The 21,938-nt window shown below is 60.4% G+C and carries 17 protein-coding genes and 1 pseudogene; 4 read left to right on the forward strand and 14 right to left on the reverse strand.

What is annotated here, in order from left to right; all coding sequences use genetic code 11:
* Positions 1–6: 6 nt before the first annotated feature.
* The 4 genes from arcC to arcD (PMI01S_RS07885) all read right to left on the reverse strand — a co-directional run bounded on the left by arcC (position 7) and on the right by arcD (PMI01S_RS07885) (position 4,895).
* Entirely contained in the window at positions 7–936 is a 930-nt protein-coding gene (arcC, locus tag PMI01S_RS07870) for a carbamate kinase (protein ID WP_084318995.1), read from the reverse strand.
* A gap of 159 nt (positions 937–1,095) precedes the next feature.
* Positions 1,096–2,106: an ornithine carbamoyltransferase gene (locus PMI01S_RS07875; RefSeq protein ID WP_084318997.1), complete on the reverse strand. Its 1,011-nt coding sequence runs from the start codon at positions 2,104–2,106 to the stop codon at positions 1,096–1,098.
* Between the two features lie 69 nt (positions 2,107–2,175).
* The gene (gene arcA, locus PMI01S_RS07880; RefSeq protein WP_084318999.1) at positions 2,176–3,432 is read right to left on the reverse strand and encodes an arginine deiminase; all 1,257 of its coding nucleotides are present in this window, start codon (positions 3,430–3,432) and stop codon (positions 2,176–2,178) included.
* Positions 3,433–3,467: 35 nt separating this feature from the next.
* The gene (gene arcD / locus PMI01S_RS07885; RefSeq protein ID WP_084319001.1) at positions 3,468–4,895 is read right to left on the reverse strand and encodes an arginine-ornithine antiporter; all 1,428 of its coding nucleotides are present in this window, start codon (positions 4,893–4,895) and stop codon (positions 3,468–3,470) included.
* A gap of 447 nt (positions 4,896–5,342) precedes the next feature.
* On the opposite strand from arcD (PMI01S_RS07885), the gene arcD (PMI01S_RS07890) reads away from it, so the two are divergent.
* Both arcD (PMI01S_RS07890) and PMI01S_RS07895 read left to right on the forward strand, forming a co-directional pair.
* Positions 5,343–6,770: an arginine-ornithine antiporter gene (arcD, locus tag PMI01S_RS07890; RefSeq protein WP_084319003.1), complete on the forward strand. Its 1,428-nt coding sequence runs from the start codon at positions 5,343–5,345 to the stop codon at positions 6,768–6,770.
* Positions 6,767–7,630: a DNA-3-methyladenine glycosylase family protein gene (locus PMI01S_RS07895; protein WP_084319005.1), complete on the forward strand. Its 864-nt coding sequence runs from the start codon at positions 6,767–6,769 to the stop codon at positions 7,628–7,630. Before arcD (PMI01S_RS07890) ends, PMI01S_RS07895 begins: the two co-directional genes overlap by 4 nt.
* Before the next feature lie 141 nt (positions 7,631–7,771).
* On the opposite strand, the gene PMI01S_RS07900 is transcribed toward PMI01S_RS07895, so the two are convergent.
* The 10 genes and pseudogenes from PMI01S_RS07900 to gap all read right to left on the reverse strand — a co-directional run bounded on the left by PMI01S_RS07900 (position 7,772) and on the right by gap (position 18,892).
* Entirely contained in the window at positions 7,772–9,103 is a 1,332-nt protein-coding gene (locus PMI01S_RS07900) for a CoA transferase (RefSeq protein WP_084319006.1), read from the reverse strand.
* Between the two features lie 195 nt (positions 9,104–9,298).
* Positions 9,299–10,054, reverse strand: a complete 756-nt coding sequence (locus tag PMI01S_RS32345; RefSeq protein ID WP_371850911.1) for a methyl-accepting chemotaxis protein — start codon at positions 10,052–10,054, stop codon at positions 9,299–9,301.
* Between the two features lie 102 nt (positions 10,055–10,156).
* Positions 10,157–11,548: pseudogene (locus tag PMI01S_RS32350) on the reverse strand (methyl-accepting chemotaxis protein); the annotation flags it as partial.
* Between the two features lie 91 nt (positions 11,549–11,639).
* Complete coding sequence (locus PMI01S_RS07910; RefSeq protein ID WP_084319010.1) at positions 11,640–12,032, reverse strand: YbaN family protein; 393 nt, start codon at positions 12,030–12,032, stop codon at positions 11,640–11,642.
* Positions 12,033–12,128: 96 nt separating this feature from the next.
* Positions 12,129–12,737: a biliverdin-producing heme oxygenase gene (locus PMI01S_RS07915; RefSeq protein ID WP_084319012.1), complete on the reverse strand. Its 609-nt coding sequence runs from the start codon at positions 12,735–12,737 to the stop codon at positions 12,129–12,131.
* 115 nt (positions 12,738–12,852) lie between these two features.
* Positions 12,853–15,444, reverse strand: a complete 2,592-nt coding sequence (locus PMI01S_RS07920) for a TonB-dependent receptor (RefSeq protein ID WP_084319014.1) — start codon at positions 15,442–15,444, stop codon at positions 12,853–12,855.
* Between the two features lie 122 nt (positions 15,445–15,566).
* Positions 15,567–16,532 (reverse strand): FecR family protein, encoded by a 966-nt coding sequence (locus PMI01S_RS07925; RefSeq protein WP_084319016.1) that lies wholly within the window; start codon positions 16,530–16,532, stop codon positions 15,567–15,569.
* Positions 16,533–16,614: 82 nt separating this feature from the next.
* A complete protein-coding gene (locus tag PMI01S_RS07930) occupies positions 16,615–17,133 on the reverse strand; it encodes an RNA polymerase sigma factor (protein ID WP_084319017.1) in 519 nt (172 codons plus the stop codon).
* 77 nt (positions 17,134–17,210) lie between these two features.
* Positions 17,211–17,675, reverse strand: coding sequence for a methylglyoxal synthase (locus tag PMI01S_RS07935; protein WP_084319096.1), 465 nt, complete (start codon positions 17,673–17,675; stop codon positions 17,211–17,213).
* Between the two features lie 215 nt (positions 17,676–17,890).
* On the reverse strand, positions 17,891–18,892 hold the full coding sequence (gene gap / locus PMI01S_RS07940) for a type I glyceraldehyde-3-phosphate dehydrogenase (RefSeq protein ID WP_008031008.1): 1,002 nt from the start codon (positions 18,890–18,892) through the stop codon (positions 17,891–17,893).
* A 220-nt stretch (positions 18,893–19,112) separates the two neighbouring features.
* On the opposite strand from gap, the gene edd reads away from it, so the two are divergent.
* Both edd and PMI01S_RS07950 read left to right on the forward strand, forming a co-directional pair.
* Positions 19,113–20,939, forward strand: a complete 1,827-nt coding sequence (edd, locus tag PMI01S_RS07945) for a phosphogluconate dehydratase (protein ID WP_084319019.1) — start codon at positions 19,113–19,115, stop codon at positions 20,937–20,939.
* Entirely contained in the window at positions 20,936–21,886 is a 951-nt protein-coding gene (locus PMI01S_RS07950; protein ID WP_084319021.1) for a glucokinase, read from the forward strand. The genes edd and PMI01S_RS07950 overlap by 4 nt, the downstream gene beginning before the upstream one ends.
* The last annotated feature ends 52 nt before the right edge of the window (positions 21,887–21,938 follow it).

The raw sequence follows: 21,938 nt of genomic DNA on the forward strand, positions 1-21,938 counted from the left end.
TTCTCCTCACAAATAAGTTATGCCAGGTTTCGCCGTGCTGATGCGTGTGCCGGCCGTGCCCTGGACGATCGCTTCGATGTCCGAGAGTGAACCGATCACTGCAGTTTTTCCAGTATGGCGGGCGAATTCACAGGCTGCCTGAACCTTGGGTCCCATGGAGCCGGCGGCGAAGCCGAGTTTTTCCATTTCGTCCGGGTGCGCCTGGGCGATGGCTTTCTGGGTCGGTTTGCCAAAGTCGATGAAGGCGGCGTTGACGTCGGTGGCAATCACCAGCAAATCACTGTCGAGCTGTTCGGCCAGCAGCGCCGAGCACAGGTCCTTGTCGATCACCGCTTCCACGCCTTGCAGTTTGCCGTGGGCGCCGTACATCGTCGGGATGCCGCCACCGCCGGCGCAGATCACGATGCTGCCTTTTTCAAGCAACCACTTGATCGGACGGATTTCGAAGATGCGTTTCGGTCTCGGGCTGGCCACCACGCGGCGGAACTTGTCGCCGTCCGGGGCAATCGCCCAGCCTTTTTCGGCGGCGAGTTTTTCTGCCTCGGCCTTGGTGTACACCGGGCCGATGGGTTTGCTGGGATGCTGGAAGGCTGGGTCGTTGGCGTCGACTTCGACCTGGGTGAGCAGGGTTGCGAACGGCACTTCGAAGTCCAGCAGGTTGCCCAGTTCCTGTTCGATGATGTAGCCGATCATGCCTTCGGTTTCGGCACCGAGCACGTCCAGCGGGTATGGCGACACCGAGGTGTAGGCCGCCGCTTGCAGCGACAGCAGGCCGACCTGCGGGCCGTTGCCGTGGGCGATGACCAGTTCGTTGCCGGCATGGATCTTGGCGATCTGTTCGGTGGCGATCCGGATATTGGCGCGTTGGTTGTCCGCGGTCATGGGTTCACCACGGCGGAGCAGGGCGTTACCGCCCAGAGCAACGACGATACGCATAATGCAGTCCTTCTGAATGAGGTGACTCGGTCTCCACGTCGAAACCGTATTTCTGTAGGAGCCGGCTTGCTGGCGATGGCATCACCGCGGTGTATTTGACAGACCGAGTCGATGCCATCGCCAGCAAGCCGGCTCCTACAAGGGAACCGGGGCGGGCCGTTAGATATCCGCCAGCGCCGACACCAGAATCGCCTTGATGGTGTGCATGCGGTTTTCCGCCTGCTCGAAGGCGATGTTGGCCGGGGATTCGAAGACCTCTTCAGTCACCTCGACGCCATTGGCCAGGTGCGGATACCGCGCGGCGATGTCCTTGCCTACCTTGGTTTCGCTGTTATGGAACGCCGGCAAACAGTGCATGAACTTCACGCGCGGGTTGCCCGAAGCCTTCATCATTTTCGCGTTGACCTGGTACGGCAGCAGTTGCTCGATGCGTTCGTCCCACGCTTCCACCGGCTCCCCCATCGACACCCAGATGTCGGTGTGGATGAAGTCCACGCCCTTGACCGCTTCTTCCGGGTTTTCGGTGATGGTGATGCGTGCGCCGCTGTCTTCGGCGAAGGCTTTGCACTGGGCGATGAAATCAGCGTGCGGCCACAGCGCTTTCGGCGCGGCGATGCGCACGTCCATGCCCAGTTTGGCGCCGATCATCAGCAGCGAATTGCCCATGTTGTAGCGGGCATCGCCGAGGTAGGCGTAGCTGATGTCATGCAGTGGTTTGTCGCTGTGTTCGCGCATGGTCAGGGTGTCGGCGATCATCTGCGTCGGGTGAAATTCAGCGGTCAGGCCGTTGAACACCGGCACGCCGGCGAACTTGGCCAGTTCTTCGACGATTTCCTGTTCGAAGCCACGGTACTCGATGGCATCGAACATCCGACCCAGCACGCGGGCGGTGTCTTTCATGCTTTCCTTGTGACCAATCTGCGACGACACCGGGTCGATGTAGGTGACGTGGGCGCCCTGGTCATGGGCCGCCACTTCGAAGGCGCAACGGGTGCGGGTCGAGGTTTTTTCGAAGATCAGTGCGATGTTCTTGCCTTGCAGGTGCGGACGCTCGGTGCCGGTGTACTTGGCGCGCTTGAGGTCCCGGGACAGGTCCAGCAGGTAATGCAGCTCGCGAGTGGTGTGGTGCATCAGCGAGAGCAGGCTGCGGTTGCGCATATTGAAAGCCATGATGGATCTCCTTGGGTTTCGGTTATCCGCCTGCTTCACGCGTGATAAGCGTGAAGCAGGACTCAGGAATTAATAGTCGATAGGGTCGCGAATGATCGGGCAGGTCATGCAGTGGCCGCCGCCACGTCCGCGCCCCAGTTCGCCGGCGCTGATGGTGATGACTTCTACACCGGCCTTGCGCAGCAGGGTGTTGGTGTAGGTGTTGCGGTCATAACCGATCACCACGCCCGGCTCCACGGCCACCACGTTGTTGCCGTCGTCCCACTGTTCGCGTTCGGCGGCGAAGCTGTTGCCGCCGGTTTCCACCACGCGCAATGCTTTGAGGTTGAGGGCCTTGGCCACGGCGTCGAGGAAGTTGGTTTCCTCACGGCGGATGTCGATGCCGCCCGGTTTGCTTTCGTCTGGGCGCAGGGTGAAGGCGACGATCTGGTTTACGACTTCAGGGAAGATCGTCACCAGGTCGCGATCGCAGAAGCTGAACACCGTGTCCAGGTGCATTGCTGCGCGGGACTTCGGCAGGCCGGCGACGATGACTTTTTCGACGGCTTTGTTCTTGAACAGGTTCACCGCCAGTTGGCCGATGGCCTGGCGAGACGAGCGTTCGCCCATGCCGATCAATACCACCCCGTTGCCGATCGGCATCACGTCGCCGCCTTCAAGGGTGGCACTGCCGTGATCCTGATCCGGATCGCCGTACCAGATCTCGAAGTCGGCGTTGGTGAATTGTGGGTGGAATTTGTAGATGGCGGTGGTCAGCAAGGTTTCCTGACGGCGCGCTGGCCAGTACATCGGGTTCAGCGTCACGCCACCATAGATCCAGCACGTGGTGTCACGGGTGAACTGGGTATTGGGCAGTGGCGGCAAAATGAAGCTCGAGTGACCGAGAAATTCGCGGAACATCTGAATGGTCTTGCCGCCGAAACTGTCCGGCAGGTCATCGGCGGATACGCCACCGATCAGGAATTCAGCGATTTTTCTCGGCTCCAGGCTGCGCAGCCACGAGCTGGTTTCGTGGACCAGGCCCAGGCCGACCGAGTTGGCCGTGATCTTGCGTTCCAGAATCCAGTCCAGCGCTTCCGGGATCGCGACGATGTCAGTCAGCAGGTTATGCATTTCCAGCACGTCGACGCCGCGTTCGCGCATTTTGGTGACGAAGTCGAAATGGTCACGCTTGGCTTGGGCGACCCACAGCACATCATCGAAAAGCAGTTCGTCGCAGTTGTTCGGGGTCAGCCGCTGGTGGGCCAGGCCGGGGGAGCAAACCATGACTTTGCGCAGTTTGCCGGCTTCGGAATGTACGCCGTACTTAACTTTTTCCGTGGTCATTACAGTGATCCTCCAGATGACAAATCAATCAGGTGTTACAGGGTCAGGAAGCCGTCATACAGACCATAGGCCGCCACCAGGGCGCCCACGATGACTGCAGCGAAAATCAGCTTCTCGACGTTGGTGAAAACCGGTTTGTTGAGTTCCATCTTGGCCTTGGCGAACAGGATCGCGCCGGGGGCATAGAGCAGGGCGGACAGCAGCAGGTATTTGACGCCGCCGGCATAGATCAGCCAGACCGCGTAAATCAACGCGACGGCGCCGATGAACAGGTCTTTGCGGCGTTCGGCCGCGGCGTTTTCATAGCTCTCGCCACGCACCGCCAGCAGCAGCGCGTACGCCGCCGACCACAAGTACGGCACCAGGATCATTGACGTGGCGAGGTAGATCAGCGACAGGTAAGTGCTGGCTGAAAACAGGGTGATGACCAGAAACAGTTGCACCATGGCGTTGGTCAGCCACAAGGCATTGACCGGCACTTGCTTGGCGTTTTCCTTGCGCAGGAACGCTGGCATGGTGTGGTCCTTGGCGGCGGCGAACATGATTTCGGCGCACAACAGCACCCACGACAGCAGCGCTCCCAGTAGCGAGATGATCAGACCGACGCTGATCAGTACCGCGCCCCACGGACCGACCACATGTTCCAGCACGGCGGCCATCGACGGGTTCTGCAGTTTGGCCAGTTCCGGTTGGGTCATGATGCCCAGCGACAGCACGTTCACCAGCACCAGAAACAGCAGCACGGTGATGAAACCGATCACGGTGGCTTTACCGACGTCGCTGCGTTTTTCCGCGCGGGCCGAGAAAATGCTCGCGCCTTCGATGCCGATGAACACCCATACGGTGACCAGCATCATGTTGCGCACCTGGTTCATCACGCTGCCCAGGTCCGGGTTTTTCAGGCCCCAGATGTCGGCCGTGAAAATATCCAGTTTGAATGCGAAAACAGCGATCAACACAAACAGCAGCAGCGGCACGACCTTGGCGACAGTGGTCACCAGGTTGATGAACGCCGCTTCCTTGATCCCGCGCAGCACCAGGAAATGCACGGCCCAGAGCAGCACCGACGCGCCTATGACGGCGGCCACTGTGTTGCCTTCGCCGAAGATCGGAAAAAAGTAACCAAGGGTGCTGAACAGCAGAACGAAGTAACCGACGTTGCCCAGCCAGGCACTGATCCAGTAACCCCACGCGGACGAGAAACCCATGTAGTCGCCGAAACCGGCCTTGGCGTAGGCGTAGACACCGCCGTCCAGATCAGGTTTTCGGTTAGCGAGCGTCTGGAAGACAAAAGCGAGTGTCAGCATGCCGACGGCGGTGATGGCCCAGCCGATCAGCACGGCACCGACATCGGCACTGGCGGCCATATTCTGGGGCAAGGAAAAAATCCCGCCACCAATCATCGAGCCGACAACCAGCGCAACCAGTGCACCGAGTTTCAGTTTTCCGGGGGATTCAGTCATTGCATGACTCCAATGCAGGAGAATGAGAGAAAACAGGTTAAGTTTATTAGCTGTTCAATCATCTGACTTAGATCAATGCATGGGCATATTTCATTGTTAATCAAAGACTTTTGAAACTTTGTTAGGCATAAGGCTACTACCGGTAAAGCCCTTTCCAGAGGCCTCGGCTGGAGGTTGAATCAATAACGCGTACCGTTTGAAGTCTAGACGCTAGTTCGTTTTTGTGTTTTGGCAAGTATCGGTTCCCGATTTTTCAATGGTATTGATTTATTAGGAACTGCCGAGGAAACCGCTATTTATGACCGACGGCGCTAGAGTGAATGGTTATAAATAAAAGAGGTAGATTGGCGTTAATTGATAAACGTTATTACGCTTTACCTATTTAGTTAAAACCAACTATGTGACGGTCTCGCAGTGACAGTCGCGGCGGAAAATGGAGACGCAGGAATGTCGCAACCGACGCAAAAGCTTCGCCTGAGTGCGCTGATCGCGCTGGTGGTGGGATCGATGATTGGCGGCGGGATTTTTTCCTTGCCCCAGAACATGGCCGCCCGGGCTGATGCCGGGGCGATCTTGATCGGTTGGGCCATCACTGCCGTGGGCATGCTGACCCTGGCCTTCGTGTTCCAGACGCTGGCCAATCGCAAACCCGAACTGGATTCCGGGGTGTACGCCTATGCCAAGGCCGGGTTCGGTGACTACATGGGTTTCTCGTCCGCGTGGGGTTACTGGATCAGTGCCTGGCTGGGCAACGTTGGCTATTTCGTTTTGCTGTTCAGCACCCTCGGTTATTTCTTCCCCATGTTCGGCCAGGGCAACACGCCCGTCGCCATTGGCTGCGCGTCGGTGTTGCTGTGGGCGGTGCATTTTCTGGTGATGCGCGGGATCAAGGAGGCGGCGTTCATCAACCAGCTGACCACCGTCGCCAAGATCGTGCCGCTGATCATGTTCATCGTGATCGCCGCCGTGGCGTTCAAGGCCGACATCTTCACCCGTGACATCTGGGGCCGCAGCAACCCGAGTTTCGGCGGCATCATGGATCAGGTGCGCAACATGATGCTGGTGACCGTGTTCGTGTTTATCGGCATCGAAGGCGCCAGCGTCTATTCGGCGCGGGCGGAGAAACGTTCGGATGTCGGACGGGCGACGGTCATCGGTTTTCTCGGCGTGTTGGCGCTGCTGGTGATGGTGAATGTGTTGTCGCTGGGGATCATGAGCCAGCCGGAACTGGCCAAACTGCAGAACCCGTCACTGGCCGCCGTGCTGGAACACATCGTCGGGCCTTGGGGCGCTTTGTTGATCAGCATTGGCCTGGCGATTTCGCTGCTCGGTGCGCTGTTGTCCTGGGCATTGCTCTGTGCCGAGATCCTCTTCGCCACGGCTAAAGACAAAACCATGCCGGCCTTCCTGAAAAAGGAAAACGCCAATCATGTGCCGGTCAACGCGCTGTGGCTGACCAACGTGATGATCCAGATCTTCCTGCTGATCACACTGTTTTCCGCCGGCACTTACACCAGCCTGATCTACCTCGCGTCGTCGATGATTCTGGTGCCGTATCTGTGGTCGGCGGCGTATGCGGTGCTGTTGAGCGGGCGGGGTGAAACCTACGAACACGCGTCGGCGGAGCGCACCAAAGACTTGCTGATTGGCGGCATCGCGCTGAGTTATGCGGTGTGGCTGTTGTATGCCGGCGGGGTCAAATATTTGCTGCTCTCGGCGCTGCTGTATGCGCCGGGGGTGATTCTGTTTGCCAAGGCCAAACACGAGCAGGGCGAACCTTTGTTCACTCACATCGAGAAAGGGATTTTTACCTGCGTGATCATCGGTGCGGGGCTGGCGGCCTACGGTTTGTACAGCGGCTTGCTGTCGCTGTGAGGTTGTTGCTGGAGTATCAGCCGCCCTACGACTGGCCGGCGATGCTGGGTTTTTTGTCGGCGCGGGCTGTGGTCGGGATGGAGACGGTGGTCGATGGCGTGTATTCGCGCAGCATCGGGTTGAACGGTGTGCATGGCACGGTTTCGATCAGGCCCGTGGCGGGCGATGCGCTGGAGGTGAGGCTGGATTTTCCTGACGCTGCGGCAGTGCCGGAGATCGTTGTGCGGCTGCGGCGGATGTTTGATCTGGATGCGCACCTGCCAAGCATCCATCGGCCGTTGAAGACTGATACGTTGATGGCGCGGTTGATTGCCGAGCGGCCGGGGTTGCGGGTTCCCGGCGCGTGGGACGGGCTGGAACTGGCGATCCGTGCGGTGTTGGGTCAGCAGATTACGGTGAGCGCGGCGATCCGGTTGGTGGGGAAACTGGTGGCGCAGTATGGGCAGCCTTTGGCGTCTGTTTTGCCTGGTGTCACGTCTGTGTTTCCTGAGGCGGACATTTTGGCGGAGGCGGATCTGGCGACGCTGGGCATGCCGAAAAGTCGTGGCCGGACGTTGTCGGGTGTCGCTCAGGCGTTGCTCGATGATCCGTTGCTGTTTGAACCGGGGCGTGAGGGCGGTGTGGCGCGATTGCTGGCGTTGCACGGGATTGGCGACTGGACGGCGCAGTACATCGCGTTGCGGCAGTTACGGGAGATGGATTCGTTTCCGGGTGGCGATGTGGGGTTGATGAAGGCGTTGGCGGTGTTGGAAGGCGAAGCGGTGACAGCTCGGGATTTGTTGGCGCGGGCCGAGGCGTGGCGGCCATGTCGAGGGTATGCGGCGCAGCTTCTTTGGACATCATTGAGCCGGTCGGACTGAGCTGATCCGAAAGGTGTGTTGGTTGTTCCGGCCTCATCGCGAGCAAGCCCGCTCCCACATGTGATTGATGTCGTACACATAATGAGTGATCGGCGATGATCCAATGTGGGAGCGGGCTTGCTCGCGAAGAGGCCCTTGCAGTCACCACCACTGCGCGCGATGGGAACCCAATTCGGAAGCCGGAATCGCCCACTGCAACGGCGTTCCGGTGATCTTCAGCGGCACTTGCAACCGATGCGCCGGGCCCCATGGCGTCTGCTCAACCAACAAGCCCTGATCGTTTTCATCCTCTGCCCGCAAGGCCTCGGCTGTGCCTGCGCCATGTTCAATCAACAACTTCGCCGTCCGCGCCAACGACAATCGCGCCGATCCTCCCCGTCCCAACAAGGTGATCGCCGCAGCCGCCATCAAATACCCGGTCGCATGATCCAGCGCTTGCACCGGCAAGGGCGTCGGCTTGTCCGATTTCTTCCACTGCATCCCCGCCTCGGCAATCCCGCTGCTCATCTGCACCAGGCTGTCGAAGCCGCGACGGTTCTGCCATGGCCCACTCCAGCCGTAGGCGTTGAGGCACACATCAATCAGGTCGGGCGCCAGTTTTTGACGCTCGGCGACACCGTAACCGATTTTTTCCAATGCGTCGGCGCGGTAGCCGTGGAGCAAAATGTCGGCGTCCTTGAGCAAGCTTTCAAATACTGCGCGATCAGTCTTGTCGTGCAGGTCCAGTCTTGCGCAACGTTTGCCCAACGTGACTTCCGGCACCACGCCCGGTTCATTCCAGGTCGGTGGGTCGATGCGTAAGACATCGGCGCCCAGGCCCGCGAGAAAACGACTGGCGATAGGCCCCGCGAGCACGCGTGTGAGGTCCAGCACCTTGATCCCGGCCAGCGGTTGCGCCACCGAGCCTTTCCACGATTTTCGCTGTTGCGGGTGACCGGCTCTGAACTGAATCAACGGCTCGGCGTTCACGGCCAAACCTTGTGGATGCGTTTGCCATTGCGCCCAGCTACGCATTTCAGCGGCGCAGCCACCGGCGTCGACCACGGCCTGTTCCAGATCACTTTTCGCCCATTGCGCCACCTTGCTCGCCACGTCTGCGCGGTCGGCACACGCGCCGAGCACGCTTTCGGCGGCCGCGCGGTGATGAGGTGCGTTGGTATGCAGGCGGATCCAGCCATCCTTGGTCGCATAGTCGCCGGCAACCGCGTCCCACAACGGAGGAACGCTCCAGCCGACGGGGCGGATCGACGTTGCGAACCAGAAAGAGGCCAGGCGCCGGTCGACTTCAAGGTTGGGCAAGCGCCCGGTCTGCTGCTGCAACCATTCGCTGGCAGCCTGGCCGGCGGCGGCGATGCTCGCGCAGGCGAGGTCGGTGACGGCAAACGCCGAGGGCAGGGCGCCACTCGAGGTGAACGCAATCGGGGTGTGGGGCAAGCCGAGTGCGGCTTGAATGGACGTGAGTAAACCAGTCATCGAAGGCCCTCCGGAACGAGAGCCCGAGCATAGATCAAAACACGGGGCCGTTAGATGAAAACGCCAGAAGCCCGCCGAACGCGAACTTGTAGGCGCCGGCTTGCTGGCGATAGCGGTGTGTCAGTTGACATCAACGTCGGCTGACATTCCGCTATCGCCAGCAAGCCGGCTCCTACAGGGATTTGCGGTGTGGCTTTACACTCGAAATTGGTCCATCAATTTCATCTGGTGGTTGGTCAAGGCGTTGAGCTGGCTGCTGATCTGCGCCGATTCAGTGGCCTGGCCGGTCAGGGTTTCGGTGACGGTGCGGATCGCCGAGACGTTGCGGTTGACCTCTTCGGCCACGGCGCTTTGCTGTTCGGCGGCGCTGGCGATTTGCAGGTTCATGTCGCTGATCACGGTGACCGCGTCGCTGATTTTGCTCAAGGCTTGCACGGCTTGCTGGATCTGCCCGGCGTTGCTGTGGGCCTGGGTCTGGCTCGAATGCATGGTGGCGACCACGCCGCGGGTGCCGGTCTGGATACGTTCGATGACGAGGCGGATTTCTTCCACCGAATCCTGGGTGCGTTTGGCGAGGTTGCGCACTTCGTCGGCCACCACCGCAAAGCCGCGACCGCTTTCCCCGGCACGGGCCGCTTCGATGGCGGCGTTCAGCGCCAGCAGGTTGGTCTGTTCGGCGATGCTGCGGATGACTTCCAGCACCGAACCGATTTGCTCGCTGTTGACCGCCAATGCTTCGACTTCGGTCACTGCCTTGCTGACTTCGTCGGCCAGTTGATTGATGTCGCGAGTGCTGCGTTCGATGATCGACATGCCATCGCGGGCCGATTGATCCGCACCTTTGGCCGCATTGGCCGCGCTCGAGGCACTGTTGGCGACTTCATGGGCGGTGGCGCTCATTTCGTTCGACGCGGTGGCCACCTGGTCGATTTCGCGGAACTGCACCTGCATGCCTTCGCTGGTCTGGCGGGCGATTTCCGAAGACTGGTCGGCGGTGCCACGGGCATCGGTGATGCTCTGTTTGATCTGGGCGATGGTCGGTTGCAGCTTGTCGAGGAAGCGGTTGAACCAGCTGACGAGTTCCCCCAGTTCATCTTTCTTGCTGTAGTGCAGGCGCTGCGTCAGGTCACCGTCGCCACTGGCAATCGCCTTGAGCATCTCGGCCACGCTGTTGATCGGCCGGGTTATGCCCGATGCCGTCAGCCAGATCAGCAACAGACCGACGAGGCCGGCAGTGACCGCCACCAGCACGGCCTTGATCGTGCCGCTTTGCTGGGCATCATCGAGGACCGCTTGCAGCTTCACCGAATCGGCCAGCAGCACTTGTTTCGGCAGGTCGATCACCACGCCCCAGGCTTTGGAATCGCTGATCGGGCTGACCGGGTACACCGCACGAATAAAATCACCTTGTTCGAGAATTTTCGGCGCGCCACCGCTGAGCAATTGCAGGACATCCTTGCCCTCTGCACCCAGGGTATCGCCGATACTTTTGCCGACCTTGCTCGCGTCGACGCTGTAACCGGCGAGCACGCCGCTGCCGGAGACAATCAGCATGTGCCCGGCGCTGTTGAACAGATCACGCTGGGAGTCGACCGCCGCTGCCTGCAGGGCGTCGAGGGCGATGTCCACACCGACCACGCCAATGGATTTGCCGTCCACCAGCAGCGGAACGGAAATGGTGGTCATCAGCATTTCCTTGCCGCCGACGGTGTCGGCATACGGGTCCAGCAGGCAGGTACGCTTGCTGTCGCGAGGGCAGGTGTACCAGCTGTTGTAAGGGGTGCCGCTGAGGCTCAAGGTGGTTTTGGTCATGTCGTCTTCGACCATGATCGTGTTGAGCGCGGTACCACCGGCGCGGCTCCAGTAACTGGCGAAACGACCGGCTTCGTTGGACTGGCGAGCGGCGTCATTGGCGAACTCGCTGTCCTTGCCGTCCAGCCCGTTGGGCTCGAACGCCAGCCAGATTCCCAGCACCTTGCTGTTGCGTTCAAACGCGGTTTTCAGGCTCTGGTTCAACTCTTCACGCAGGGCACCGGCCTCAAGCGAACGCTTGGCGGCCATATTGCGCATGTCCTTGATCTGGTCCGCCAGGGCGGTCACCACCAGCTGGCTTTCGCCGAACGTCTTCTGCACCCGCACCGCCTGCTCGGCGGCCTTGGCCTGAAGCAGGTCCTGCACACTGTCGGTGAGCATTTTGCTGCTGGAGGCGCTGACCAGTTCATCGTTCTGGTTGGTCTGGTAGATGTTCATGCTGACGATCAGGACGACCACGCCCAGCAGGCAGAGACCGGAGAGCAGAACGATTTTCAGGCGGATGGACAGAGAGTCGAACATAGGACGAACTCGCGAATGAATGAGGTGTTGGCTGTGGGTCGAAGTCGACCCTTCGGTTCGCCAAGTCCATTCAGCGCCATTTACTGCAATCGGCGAGGGGCGGGGATGCATGATGGTGGCTCCGACGAACGGTCATGGTTGACCGTTTGCGCGGAAAAATCTGCCGAAAAGCGGCGTAAAACAGGAAAAATCGCGGTGTGCTTCAGGCAGGTTGCGGCGCTGATTCCGGTCGCGACCAGATCCACAGATTGCCCAGGCCCATGCCGGCGATGGCGAGGTAAACCGGCCAGCCGTGATCGAGCGTGACCCACATCAGTCCTGCGCACAGCAGCATGCTGACGGTGGCGCTGACCTTGGCGCGACGCGCGACGATCTTGCCGTTGCGCCAGTTGCCGAGGATCGGGCCGAACAAGCGGTGGTTCTCCAGCCAGGCGCTCAGGCGCGGCGAACTCTTGGTCGCGGCCCAGGCCGCCAGCAGGATGAACTCGGTTGTCGGCAAACCCGGCACGACGATGGCGATCAGGCCGATGGCGAGGCTGATATAGGCCAGGAGGCCGAACAGGATGCGGGCGAGTTTTGAGGAAGAGCGAGTCATAAAAGTCGACGCTTACCCTGTAGGAGCCGGCTTGCTGGCGATGGCGATTCCAAAGACGCCATCGCCAGCAAGCCGGCTCCTACAAGGACGGTGTTGTCAGGCGAGTTCGGGGGTGGTGGCGTAAGCCTGTCCCAGCAGAACAGTAAAGCGGTTGAACGCTGCGATGGCGCCTCTATCCAGCTCTGCTTCTTCCTGCTCGGTGACCTCCAGACCATCCAGAGTCTTGACGAAGCTTTTCCAGCCTTCAGCGCGGCCACCGGCCGGTTCGCCGAGGTGACGGGCGCCGAAGGTTTCGCTCAGGCCCAAGCCCGCTGCGCGCTTGATCAGGAACGCTGCGCCAAGCTTCGAGCCTTCGGAAACAAACAACCAACCCAGCGCTTCGGCCTTGGTCGGATTCTTCACGGCACCCGCGACGGGTGCCGGCACTCCGGTTTCCAGATCAGCCAGGTCAGCCTTGGCCGCTTCGGCACGGCAGCGTGCCGCCAGATCAGGAACGATGGCGATCAGTTCGGCATCGTTGTACAGCCCCACCAGTTCCGACTGGAACAAATACTGCGCAACCACGAAACGGGCGAAATTGGCCTGGGTTTCGAACGGTGCGTGGGCTTTGACCAAGGCGTCGAGTCTGGTGTGTGGCTCGTTCGTGATCTGGTTCAAACGTTGCGAACGCAAAGCCGGGCGTCGAGCAGTGTCCTGGGTAGTCATGAGAAGTCCTTGAAGAAAAGAGGCGCTTGGTAACGAGACGAACAAGAAAGCGCCTGACAGTAAAAAAAACTCACTGTGCAGCTCTATTAAAAGCCGCACAGCGACATGGGCAGAATCAGATATCCCAGACCAGGTTGACCGCGAAGTTGCGACCCGGTTGGGTCAGGCGATCAAGGTTGGCCGGGCTGATGACCGAAGCCTCGCCGACGCCGTCGTAACCGCGCACGTCATCCCACAGCCAGTACTTCTTGTCGGTCAGGTTGTAGACCCCGGCGCTGACGGTCACCTCGTCGGTCACTTTGTAGAAACCGGTCAGGTCCAGCACGCCGAAGCCCGGTGATTTGAACTGGCTGCTGACGCCATCCGGCGATTTGAATTTGGTGTCGTCGACGCGATCCTTCTTTTTCACCAGCGTCCAGCTGAGCAAGCCACCGTAGTTGTCCTGGTCGTAACCGAGGCCGAACACACCGGTCAGCGGGTTGACGCTGTTGATCGGTTCGCCGTTGTCGTTGTTGCGACCGTAGGCGTAGGCCACCGAGCCTTGGGTATACAGCCCTTGTGGCGCGCCGAACACGTCGAGGTTCAGACGTCCCTTGATCTCTGCGCCCTTGATGGTGGCGTGTTTGATGTTGGCGCTCTGGAAGGTCAGCTCGCTGTAACCGGGGGTGATGGCGTCCTCTTCGATGAAGTCGCGGTACTTGTTATAGAACACGGCCACATCGAAGGAGCCTGACTCGAAATTACCGCGCAGCCCGGTTTCGAAGCCTTTGCTGGTTTCCGGCTCGAGGTTCGGATTCGGTTCCACGCGATAGCCAGTGGTGGTGTTCTCGAAGCGACCGAATAACGCCTTGGCGGTCGGCGTGCGGAAACCTTCGGCGTACTGGCCGTACCAGGTGTAGTGATCGGTCAGCGCGTAGGTCAGGCCGAATTTTGGTGACACACGGTGCCAGGTCTTGGTGTCGTCACTGACGGTGCCGCCAGGAGTAGCCGCCACCGTATTCATGAATTCCTGGGTGATGTGCGGCTTGAGCTCGGTGTAGTCGTAGCGCAGTCCCGGCAGGAAGGTCCATTTGTCCCAGCTGATCTGATCCTGGGCAAACAGGCTGTAGGTGTTGACGGTCGGGTCCGGGAAGTCGCTGGATTTTCTCAGGACATCCAGTGGGCTGACGGCACCGACGACGCGGCAGGAACCAAAAGACTGGTAGCAGGTGCCGTTGCCGCTGCGCGACCCGGTGACTTTCTGCTGCTTGATCGTGGTGCCGTAGGTCAGCAGGTGCTCGGTGTCGGCAATGCCGAAAGCCTTGTCCAGTTGTGCGTCGAATACCCACTGCTTTTCTTCGTAAAGGGTTTCCCGGGTGCGCAGCACTTTGCGCGAGAACGGGAAGTAGAACTCTTCGGTGCTTTGGTCAGTCTTGGCGACCTGATGGTTCAGGCTCCACTTGACGTTATCAACCAGCAGGCTGTCGAGGGCGAAGCTGTGTTCCAGGCCGAAACGCTCGCGGGTGACGGTGTCGTTGCCGGTGCGCCACTGGTACATGCCGCCGGGCAGAGCACTGTTTGAAACGGTTGGTGCGCCTTGGAAATAAGGACCGCCGTAAGCACTTTTCTGATCGGTGTCCCGGTCGTCCTTGTACTTTTCATATGTCAGGCCCAGACGCGAGTCTTCGTTGTAGTTCCAGCCAATCTTGGCCAGCACGTTGTAAGTGCGCACGTCTTCCGGGTTGGCCGCAGTGCGCGCCAGGCCGGTGCCATTGTTGCTACCGTAGGATTCGGTTTCGTGACCGTCGCGCTGGCTGTAATGCAGCAAGCCATCGAACTGGTCGGCGCGGCCGGCCACGGTGGCGGATTTCAGCCAGCTGTCGTCGGCGGAGCTGTAGCCGGTTTTCAGGCGGGCGCCGACGTCTTTGCCGGGCTTGATGATGTCGTTCGGGTCTAGGGTGAAATAGCTGACGGCGCCGCCGATGGCGTTGCTGCCGTACAGCACAGAGGCCGGACCGCGGAGGATTTCGACGCGTTTGATGATCTCCGGGTCGACGTAGTTGCGCTGGGTCTTGGCGTAGGGGCCGTTGAAGAAATCGTTCGGCACTTCGACGCCGTCGACCTGGGTCAAAATCCGGTCGCCGTCGATGCCGCGGATGTTGTAGCCGCTGATCCCGCCGCGCTGGCCGGCACCACCGACCGAAACGCCCGGTTCGTAACGCACCAGGTTCTTGATGGTGTTGACGTTGTTGCGGTCCAGCTCTTCGCGGGTGTGAACAGTGACGGTCCCCGGCACGCTCTCGATGCTTTGTTCCTGGCGGGTGGCGCTGATGGTCACCTGGTCCAGGTTGATCGCATTACTGTTACTGCGCTTCTCCAGCACGATGTTGTTGTTGCCCAGTTTGCGATAGCTCAGGTTGGTCCCCACCAACAGGCGATCCAGGGCTTTCTCCGGCGACAGGGAGCCGCGCGCACCCGGCGAGGCCACGCCTTGCGCGAGTTCTGCCGGCAAGCCGACCTGCCAGCCCGTCACGGCAGTAAAGGCATTGAGTGCCGAGACCAGCGACTGTTGCGGGATGGCAAACGCGTAATCGCCCATGTTGCGCACCGGCTGCTCGGCGGCGGTGGCGGCCATGAGCGGCGCGCTGCCAGCCATGAGGATGGCGGCGGTCAGCAGTGAGAGCACGCGGGAAGGTGAAGAGGAGTGGCGGGTAAGGCGAGAGGACATCGATAGCGCTCCGTGTCGCACGAATCTTTATAGGTGCTGATTGGCATATGAAGATGCGAATCAATTGCATTGGCTATAACGAGACGTACGGGCTCAGGCTATCGAGTAAAAATAATTCTCATTTAGTTCAGGATCACCAGCGCCGGAAATTCCTGGAGCCGTGCCGAGGTGATGTGGGCCAGCGAGCGGACGACGTCCAGCGGCTGGTCGAGGCGGTAATTGCCCGTCACGGCGACGTCCGCCAACTGTTCGTTGGTGTTGATGATCCAGCCCGGGTAGTAGCGCCGCAGTTCGGCCAGCACCTGGCTCAGCGGGCAGTTCTCGAACACCAGTCGGCCCTGGACCCAGGCCAGGTCGGTCGCGGCGTCGAGTTTGGCGGGCCGGTCGAAACCGTTGGGTCCGATGCGAATGCTCTCGCCGGCGGACAATCGGATTCGCGCGTCGTCGCGAGTCGCGCGTAGATCGACATCGCCGCGCTGCACGCGAACCTGGGTCACGCCATCGAGGTAACGTACGGCGAACGCCGTGTCGTGCACGCTGGCCTTCACCGGGCCGGCATCGATTTCCAATGGCTGGCCGAGATGGGCCGGCACTTCGAAAAACGCTTCGCCTTGATACAGACGGGCGACATGCCTTTGATCATTGATGGTGCTGGAGAACGCCGAATTGGTATTGAGCAGGACCTTCGAGCCGTCTTCCAGTTGCAGGCGCTGACGTTCACCGACCACGGTCAAGTGATCGGCCTGAAGGCGCATCGGCACATTGCTGAAGCTGAACAAACCGAGAATCAGCACGGCAGCAGTGGCCAGTGGTTTCCAGTGCGGGCGCAGGCGCGACAGCACCGTCACCCTGGGCGGCAGGGCGGCCAGGTTTTGCGCACATTGCACGACTTGCGGGCCGTCCCAGATTGCCTGGGCCTTGGCGAACGCTTGCGCATGCAATGGATCAGCGTCCAGCCATTCGTGGAACTGCCGGGTTTGTTCCTCGCTCGCACTGCCCATGATGATCAGCCAGTCCAAAGCCTGGTCCATCGCGCTTGCGGCGTCCCGTGCAGGGGAAGGCGGAGGGGAGCGGTGGGTGTCCGTCACGGTGTTTCCTCGGCAGTGTCTGTGCACGGCTGTTTTTTTAGTGAAACCTGAAAGTGGGCAAGGGTAGCAAAGCGTGGCGTGCTCAGTCGCCGTTCAACCGCTCGGCGACACCGACGCAGATGGCCATGATCAGCTTCAGCTCCTTTTGCACGGTGCTCAACGACACGCCGAGTTTCTCGCAAATCTCCAGGTAACTGTGCCCGTGCAGGCGACTGAGGATGAAGATCTGTTGCTGGCGGGCGCTGAGTTCACCAAGGCTCACGTTCAAGCGCTCCAGCAGTTGTTCGGCATGGGCAGCGTCTTCGGCACTGCTGGCGGGGGCGGCGATACTTTCCACCACGTCCGGCGGAACGTCGTCGAGCATCGTGCGGGACTGAATGCGCCGCGCACGCAAATGGTCCAGCGCCAGGTTGCGGGCGGTCTGGAAAACAAAGGGTTCAAGGTGATCGATGGCGCGCTCGCCAAGGGCCCGGGTCACGCGCAGGTAGGTTTCCTGCAGGAGGTCTTCGGCGGTGCTGTGATTGTTGACCATCCGCTCCAAAGTGCGCAGCAGCGAAACCCGCTGGGCGATGAAGACGTGATTGAAGCGCGATTGACTCACGGGAAGACCTGATCCATTTCGAGCGAATGATAATGCTTATCATCCGCTCGAGTGGTCAAGTATTGATTTGTGAAGGTTTATGCCCGGCCCAACAGATACGTCGCGTAATCAGGGATGCGCTGTGAGTGCGCCTGATCCATCAGCGGGCTGCTGAGCAGGTAGTCGGCGCTGCATTCGTTGCAGGCTACCGGAATGTTCCAGACCGCCGCGACCCGCAGCAACGCCTTGATGTCCGGGTCGTGGGGCTGCGGTTCGAACGGATCCCAGAAGAACACCAGCATGTCGACCCGCTGCTCGGCGATTCGCGCGCCGAGTTGCTGGTCGCCGCCCAATGGGCCGCTGATCATGCTCTCCACCGGCAGGTCGAGGCGTTGTTGCAACAACAACCCCGTGGTACCAGTGGCAACCAGCTCATGTTGCGCGAGCTTGTCTTTGTGCCGCTCGGCCCAGTCCAGCAAAAACAGCTTGCAGTGGTCATGGGCAACCAGGGCGATACGCTTGCGCGCTGCCACGGTCTTTTGCGTAAAGCTGATTCCGATCATGGGGTAGTCCGAAGGCAAATTACCGACGATGGTGTTCATGAGGCCGCCATCGCCAGCAAGATCGGGTACGCCGCAACCTTGTAGGAGCCGGCTTGCTGGCGATAGCGGTGTCACGGACGCCAACTTGAGTACGCCATCGCCAGCAAACCGGTCGGGTACGGTACAACCCTTGTAGGAGCCGGCTTGCTGGCGATGGCGGCATCACAGGTGCCAACTTACTCGGCGTTGCACAACGCCAGGCAGTTATCGAGCATGCGGTTGGAGAAGCCCCATTCGTTGTCGTACCAGGCCAGGACCTTGAGCAGCTTGCCGCTGGACTTGGTGTGGTTGGCGTCGAAGATCGACGACAGCGGGTTGTGGTTGAAGTCGCTGGAGACCAGCGGCAGGGTGTTGTAGCCCAGAATCTTCGAATGCTGGCTGGCTTCCTTGAGCAGCGCGTTCACTTCATCGGCCGACGCTTCGCGCTTCAGTTGCACGGTCAGGTCCACCAGCGAGACGTTGATCACTGGAACACGCACCGCCATGCCGGTCAGTTTGCCTGCCAGTTCCGGCAGCACCAGGCCGACCGCTTCAGCGGCGCCGGTTTTGCTCGGGATCATGTTCTGAGTCGCCGAACGGGCGCGGTACGGGTCGGTGTGGTAGACGTCGGTCAGGTTCTGATCGTTGGTGTAGGCGTGAATCGTCGTCATCAGACCGCTTTCGATGCCCAGCTCGCGGTGCAGCACCTGAGCCACCGGTGCCAGGCAGTTGGTGGTGCACGACGCGTTGGAAATAATCTGATGGGATTGGCGCAGAATGTCGTGGTTAACCCCATACACCACAGTGGCGTCGGCGCCTTTGGCCGGGGCTGAGATGATCACTTTGCGTGCGCCGGCCGTAATATGCGCAGCGGCTTTGGCCCGGTCGGTGAACAAACCGGTGCATTCGAACACGACATCAATCTTTTCCGCGGCCCAGGGTAGCTCGGCCGGGTTACGAATGGCGCTGACGGAAATCCGGTCGCCGTTGACGGTCAGGCTTTCCTGATCGTGCTGGACATCGGCATCGAACGTGCCGTGAACGGTGTCGTACTTGAGCAGATGAGCGTTCATCGCGCTGTCGCCCAGATCGTTGATGGCAACGATCTGCAGATCCTGGCGGTAGCCTTGGGTATACAGTGCGCGCAGGACGTTGCGGCCGATTCGGCCAAAACCATTGATTGCGATTCGAAGAGTCATTTAACAGGGCCGCCGTCGTTTTGTTGTTGGAATTACAAGATTATTCGCATAAAAATAGAAAACAAGCCTTTTTAATGGCAATATTTTGTTCAATCTACAACGAGTGACCTGAATCAACTGGTCCGAATGATCAAGAAAGCCGTCTGTCATCCCAACAACAACGGCTCTTGTTCAGCATAGACAATCAGGTCGCCACATCCGTTAGCCTGGAGTTCTACACATGCATCCCCGCGTCCTTGAGGTCACCGAACGGCTTATCGCCCGCAGCCGCGCAACACGCGAGGCTTACCTTGCGCTCATTCGCGGTGCAGCCAGCGACGGCCCGATGCGCGGCAAGCTGCAATGCGCCAACTTCGCCCACGGCGTGGCCGGTTGCGGCACCGAAGACAAGCACAGCCTGCGGATGATGAACTCCGCGAACATTGCGATCGTTTCGTCCTATAACGACATGCTCTCGGCGCACCAGCCGTATGAAGTCTTCCCTGAACAGATCAAAAAAGCCCTGCGCGAAATCGGCTCCGTCGGCCAGTTCGCCGGCGGCACCCCGGCGATGTGCGATGGCGTGACCCAAGGCGAGCCGGGCATGGAACTGAGCCTGCCAAGCCGTGAAGTGATCGCGCTGTCCACCGCTGTTGCCCTTTCCCACAACATGTTCGACGGCGCGCTGATGCTCGGCATCTGCGACAAGATCGTGCCGGGCCTGATGATGGGCGCGTTGCGCTTCGGTCATCTGCCGATGATTTTCGTACCGGGCGGGCCGATGGTCTCGGGCATTTCCAACAAGCAGAAAGCCGATGTGCGTCAGCGTTATGCCGAAGGCAAGGCCTCGCGCGAAGAGCTGCTGGAGTCGGAAATGAACTCCTACCACAGCCCCGGCACCTGCACCTTCTACGGCACCGCCAACACCAACCAGTTGCTGATGGAAGTCATGGGCCTGCACTTGCCGGGCGCCTCGTTCGTCAATCCGAACACGCCGTTGCGCGAAGCCCTGACCCGCGAAGCGGCGCATCAGGTCACGCGCCTGACCAAGCAGAATGGCAATTTCATGCCGATCGGCGAAATCGTCGATGAGCGTTCGCTGGTCAACTCCATCGTGGCGCTGCACGCCACTGGTGGTTCGACCAACCACACGCTGCACATGCCGGCGATTGCCATGGCGGCGGGCATTCAACTGACCTGGCAGGACATGGCCGACCTCTCCGAAGTCGTGCCGACCCTGAGCCACGTCTACCCGAACGGCAAAGCCGACATCAACCACTTCCAGGCGGCGGGCGGCATGTCGTTCCTGATCCGCGAACTGCTGGAAGCCGGCCTGCTCCACGAAAACGTCAACACGGTTCTGGGCCACGGCCTGAGCCGTTACACCAAGGAACCGTTCCTCGATAACGGTGAGCTGGTGTGGCGCGAAGGCGTCACCGACAGCCTCGATGAAACCATCCTTCGCCCGGTGGCGCGTGCGTTTTCGCCCGAGGGCGGCTTGCGCGTGATGGAAGGCAACCTTGGACGTGGCGTGATGAAAGTCTCGGCGGTCGCCCTGGAAAACCAGATCGTCGAAGCACCGGCGATGGTGTTCCAGGATCAGCAGGATCTGGCTGACGCGTTCAAGGCCGGTTTGCTGGAGAAGGACTTTGTCGCGGTGATGCGCTTCCAGGGGCCGCGCTCTAACGGTATGCCGGAACTGCACAAGATGACGCCGTTCCTCGGCGTGCTGCAGGATCGCGGTTTCAAAGTCGCGCTGGTGACTGACGGGCGCATGTCCGGCGCCTCGGGGAAAATCCCGGCGGCGATTCACGTCAGCCCCGAAGCATACGTGGGCGGCGCTTTGGCGCGAGTCCAAGAGGGCGATATCATCCGCGTCGATGGCGTCAAAGGCACCCTGGAGCTTAAGGTGGACGCCGAAGAATTCGCAGCGCGCACGCCGGCCAAGGGCCTGTTGGGCAACAACATTGGCACCGGTCGCGAACTGTTTGGTTTCATGCGCATGGCCTTCAGCTCCGCAGAGCAGGGCGCCAGCGCCTTTACTTCTGCCCTGGAGACGCTTAATTGAAACTGGCTTTGGTCGGTGACATCGGTGGGACCAACGCACGTTTCGCGTTGTGGAAAAACCAGCAGCTGGAATCGGTCCAGGTGCTGGCGACGGCGGATCATGCCAGCCCGGAAGAAGCCATCGGCGTCTACCTGAGCGGGCTCGGTCTGGCGTTGGGTTCGATCGGTTCGGTGTGCCTGTCGGTGGCCGGTCCGGTGAGCGGTGATGAATTCAAGTTCACCAACAATCACTGGCGCCTCAGCCGCAAGGCGTTCTGTCAGACCTTGCAGGTCGATCAACTGCTGCTGGTCAACGACTTCTCGGCGATGGCGCTGGGCATGACCCGTTTGCAACCGGGCGAATTCCGCGTGGTGTGCGAAGGCACGCCGGAACCGTTGCGACCGGCGGTGGTGATTGGTCCTGGCACGGGCCTGGGCGTCGGCACCTTGCTCGACCTGGGCGAGGGCCGCTTCGCCGCATTGCCGGGCGAGGGTGGTCACGTCGATTTGCCGTTGAGCAGCCCGCGTGAAACTCAGCTGTGGCAGCACATCTTCAATGAAATCGGGCATGTCAGTGCTGAAACGGCGTTGAGTGGCAGCGGTTTGCCGCGCGTCTATCGGGCGATTTGTGCGGTGGACGGGCACACGCCTGTGCTCGAAACACCGGAAGCGATTACGGCGGCCGGTCTGGCAGGTGATCCGATTGCGCTGGAAGTGCTGGAGCAATTCTGCTGCTGGCTCGGTCGCGTCGCCGGCAACAATGTGCTCACCCTGGGCGCACGCGGTGGTGTGTTTATCGTCGGTGGGGTGATTCCGCGGTTTGCCGATTTCTTCCTTGAAAGCGGTTTCGCCCGGTGTTTTGCCGACAAGGGCTGCATGAGCGATTACTTCAAGGGGATTCCGGTGTGGCTGGTGACGGCGCCGTATTCCGGGTTGGTCGGCGCAGGTGTGGCGCTCGACCAGGCTTGAGACCGGGTTGGTTTCATCGCCAGCAAGCCGGCTCCTACCAAGACTCCGCGGC

Origin of the sequence: Pseudomonas migulae NBRC 103157, from assembly GCF_002091715.1 — a bacterium.
Taxonomy (GTDB): domain Bacteria; phylum Pseudomonadota; class Gammaproteobacteria; order Pseudomonadales; family Pseudomonadaceae; genus Aquipseudomonas; species Aquipseudomonas migulae_A.

Excerpts from the sequence above, each read along its gene's own strand:
- arcC (WP_084318995.1), bottom strand. The coding sequence starts at position 936 with ATGCGTATCGTCGTTGCTCTGGGCGGTAACGCCCTGCTCCGCCGTGGT.
- PMI01S_RS07875 (WP_084318997.1), bottom strand. The coding sequence starts at position 2,106 with ATGGCTTTCAATATGCGCAACCGCAGCCTGCTCTCGCTGATGCACCAC.
- arcA (WP_084318999.1), bottom strand. The coding sequence starts at position 3,432 with ATGACCACGGAAAAAGTTAAGTACGGCGTACATTCCGAAGCCGGCAAA.
- arcD (WP_084319001.1), bottom strand. The coding sequence starts at position 4,895 with ATGACTGAATCCCCCGGAAAACTGAAACTCGGTGCACTGGTTGCGCTG.
- arcD (WP_084319003.1), top strand. The coding sequence starts at position 5,343 with ATGTCGCAACCGACGCAAAAGCTTCGCCTGAGTGCGCTGATCGCGCTG.
- PMI01S_RS07900 (WP_084319006.1), bottom strand. The coding sequence starts at position 9,103 with ATGACTGGTTTACTCACGTCCATTCAAGCCGCACTCGGCTTGCCCCAC.
- PMI01S_RS32345 (WP_371850911.1), bottom strand. The coding sequence starts at position 10,054 with ATGCAGGTGCAGTTCCGCGAAATCGACCAGGTGGCCACCGCGTCGAAC.
- PMI01S_RS07910 (WP_084319010.1), bottom strand. The coding sequence starts at position 12,032 with ATGACTCGCTCTTCCTCAAAACTCGCCCGCATCCTGTTCGGCCTCCTG.
- PMI01S_RS07915 (WP_084319012.1), bottom strand. The coding sequence starts at position 12,737 with ATGACTACCCAGGACACTGCTCGACGCCCGGCTTTGCGTTCGCAACGT.
- PMI01S_RS07920 (WP_084319014.1), bottom strand. The coding sequence starts at position 15,444 with ATGTCCTCTCGCCTTACCCGCCACTCCTCTTCACCTTCCCGCGTGCTC.
- PMI01S_RS07935 (WP_084319096.1), bottom strand. The coding sequence starts at position 17,675 with ATGATCGGAATCAGCTTTACGCAAAAGACCGTGGCAGCGCGCAAGCGT.
- gap (WP_008031008.1), bottom strand. The coding sequence starts at position 18,892 with ATGACTCTTCGAATCGCAATCAATGGTTTTGGCCGAATCGGCCGCAAC.
- edd (WP_084319019.1), top strand. The coding sequence starts at position 19,113 with ATGCATCCCCGCGTCCTTGAGGTCACCGAACGGCTTATCGCCCGCAGC.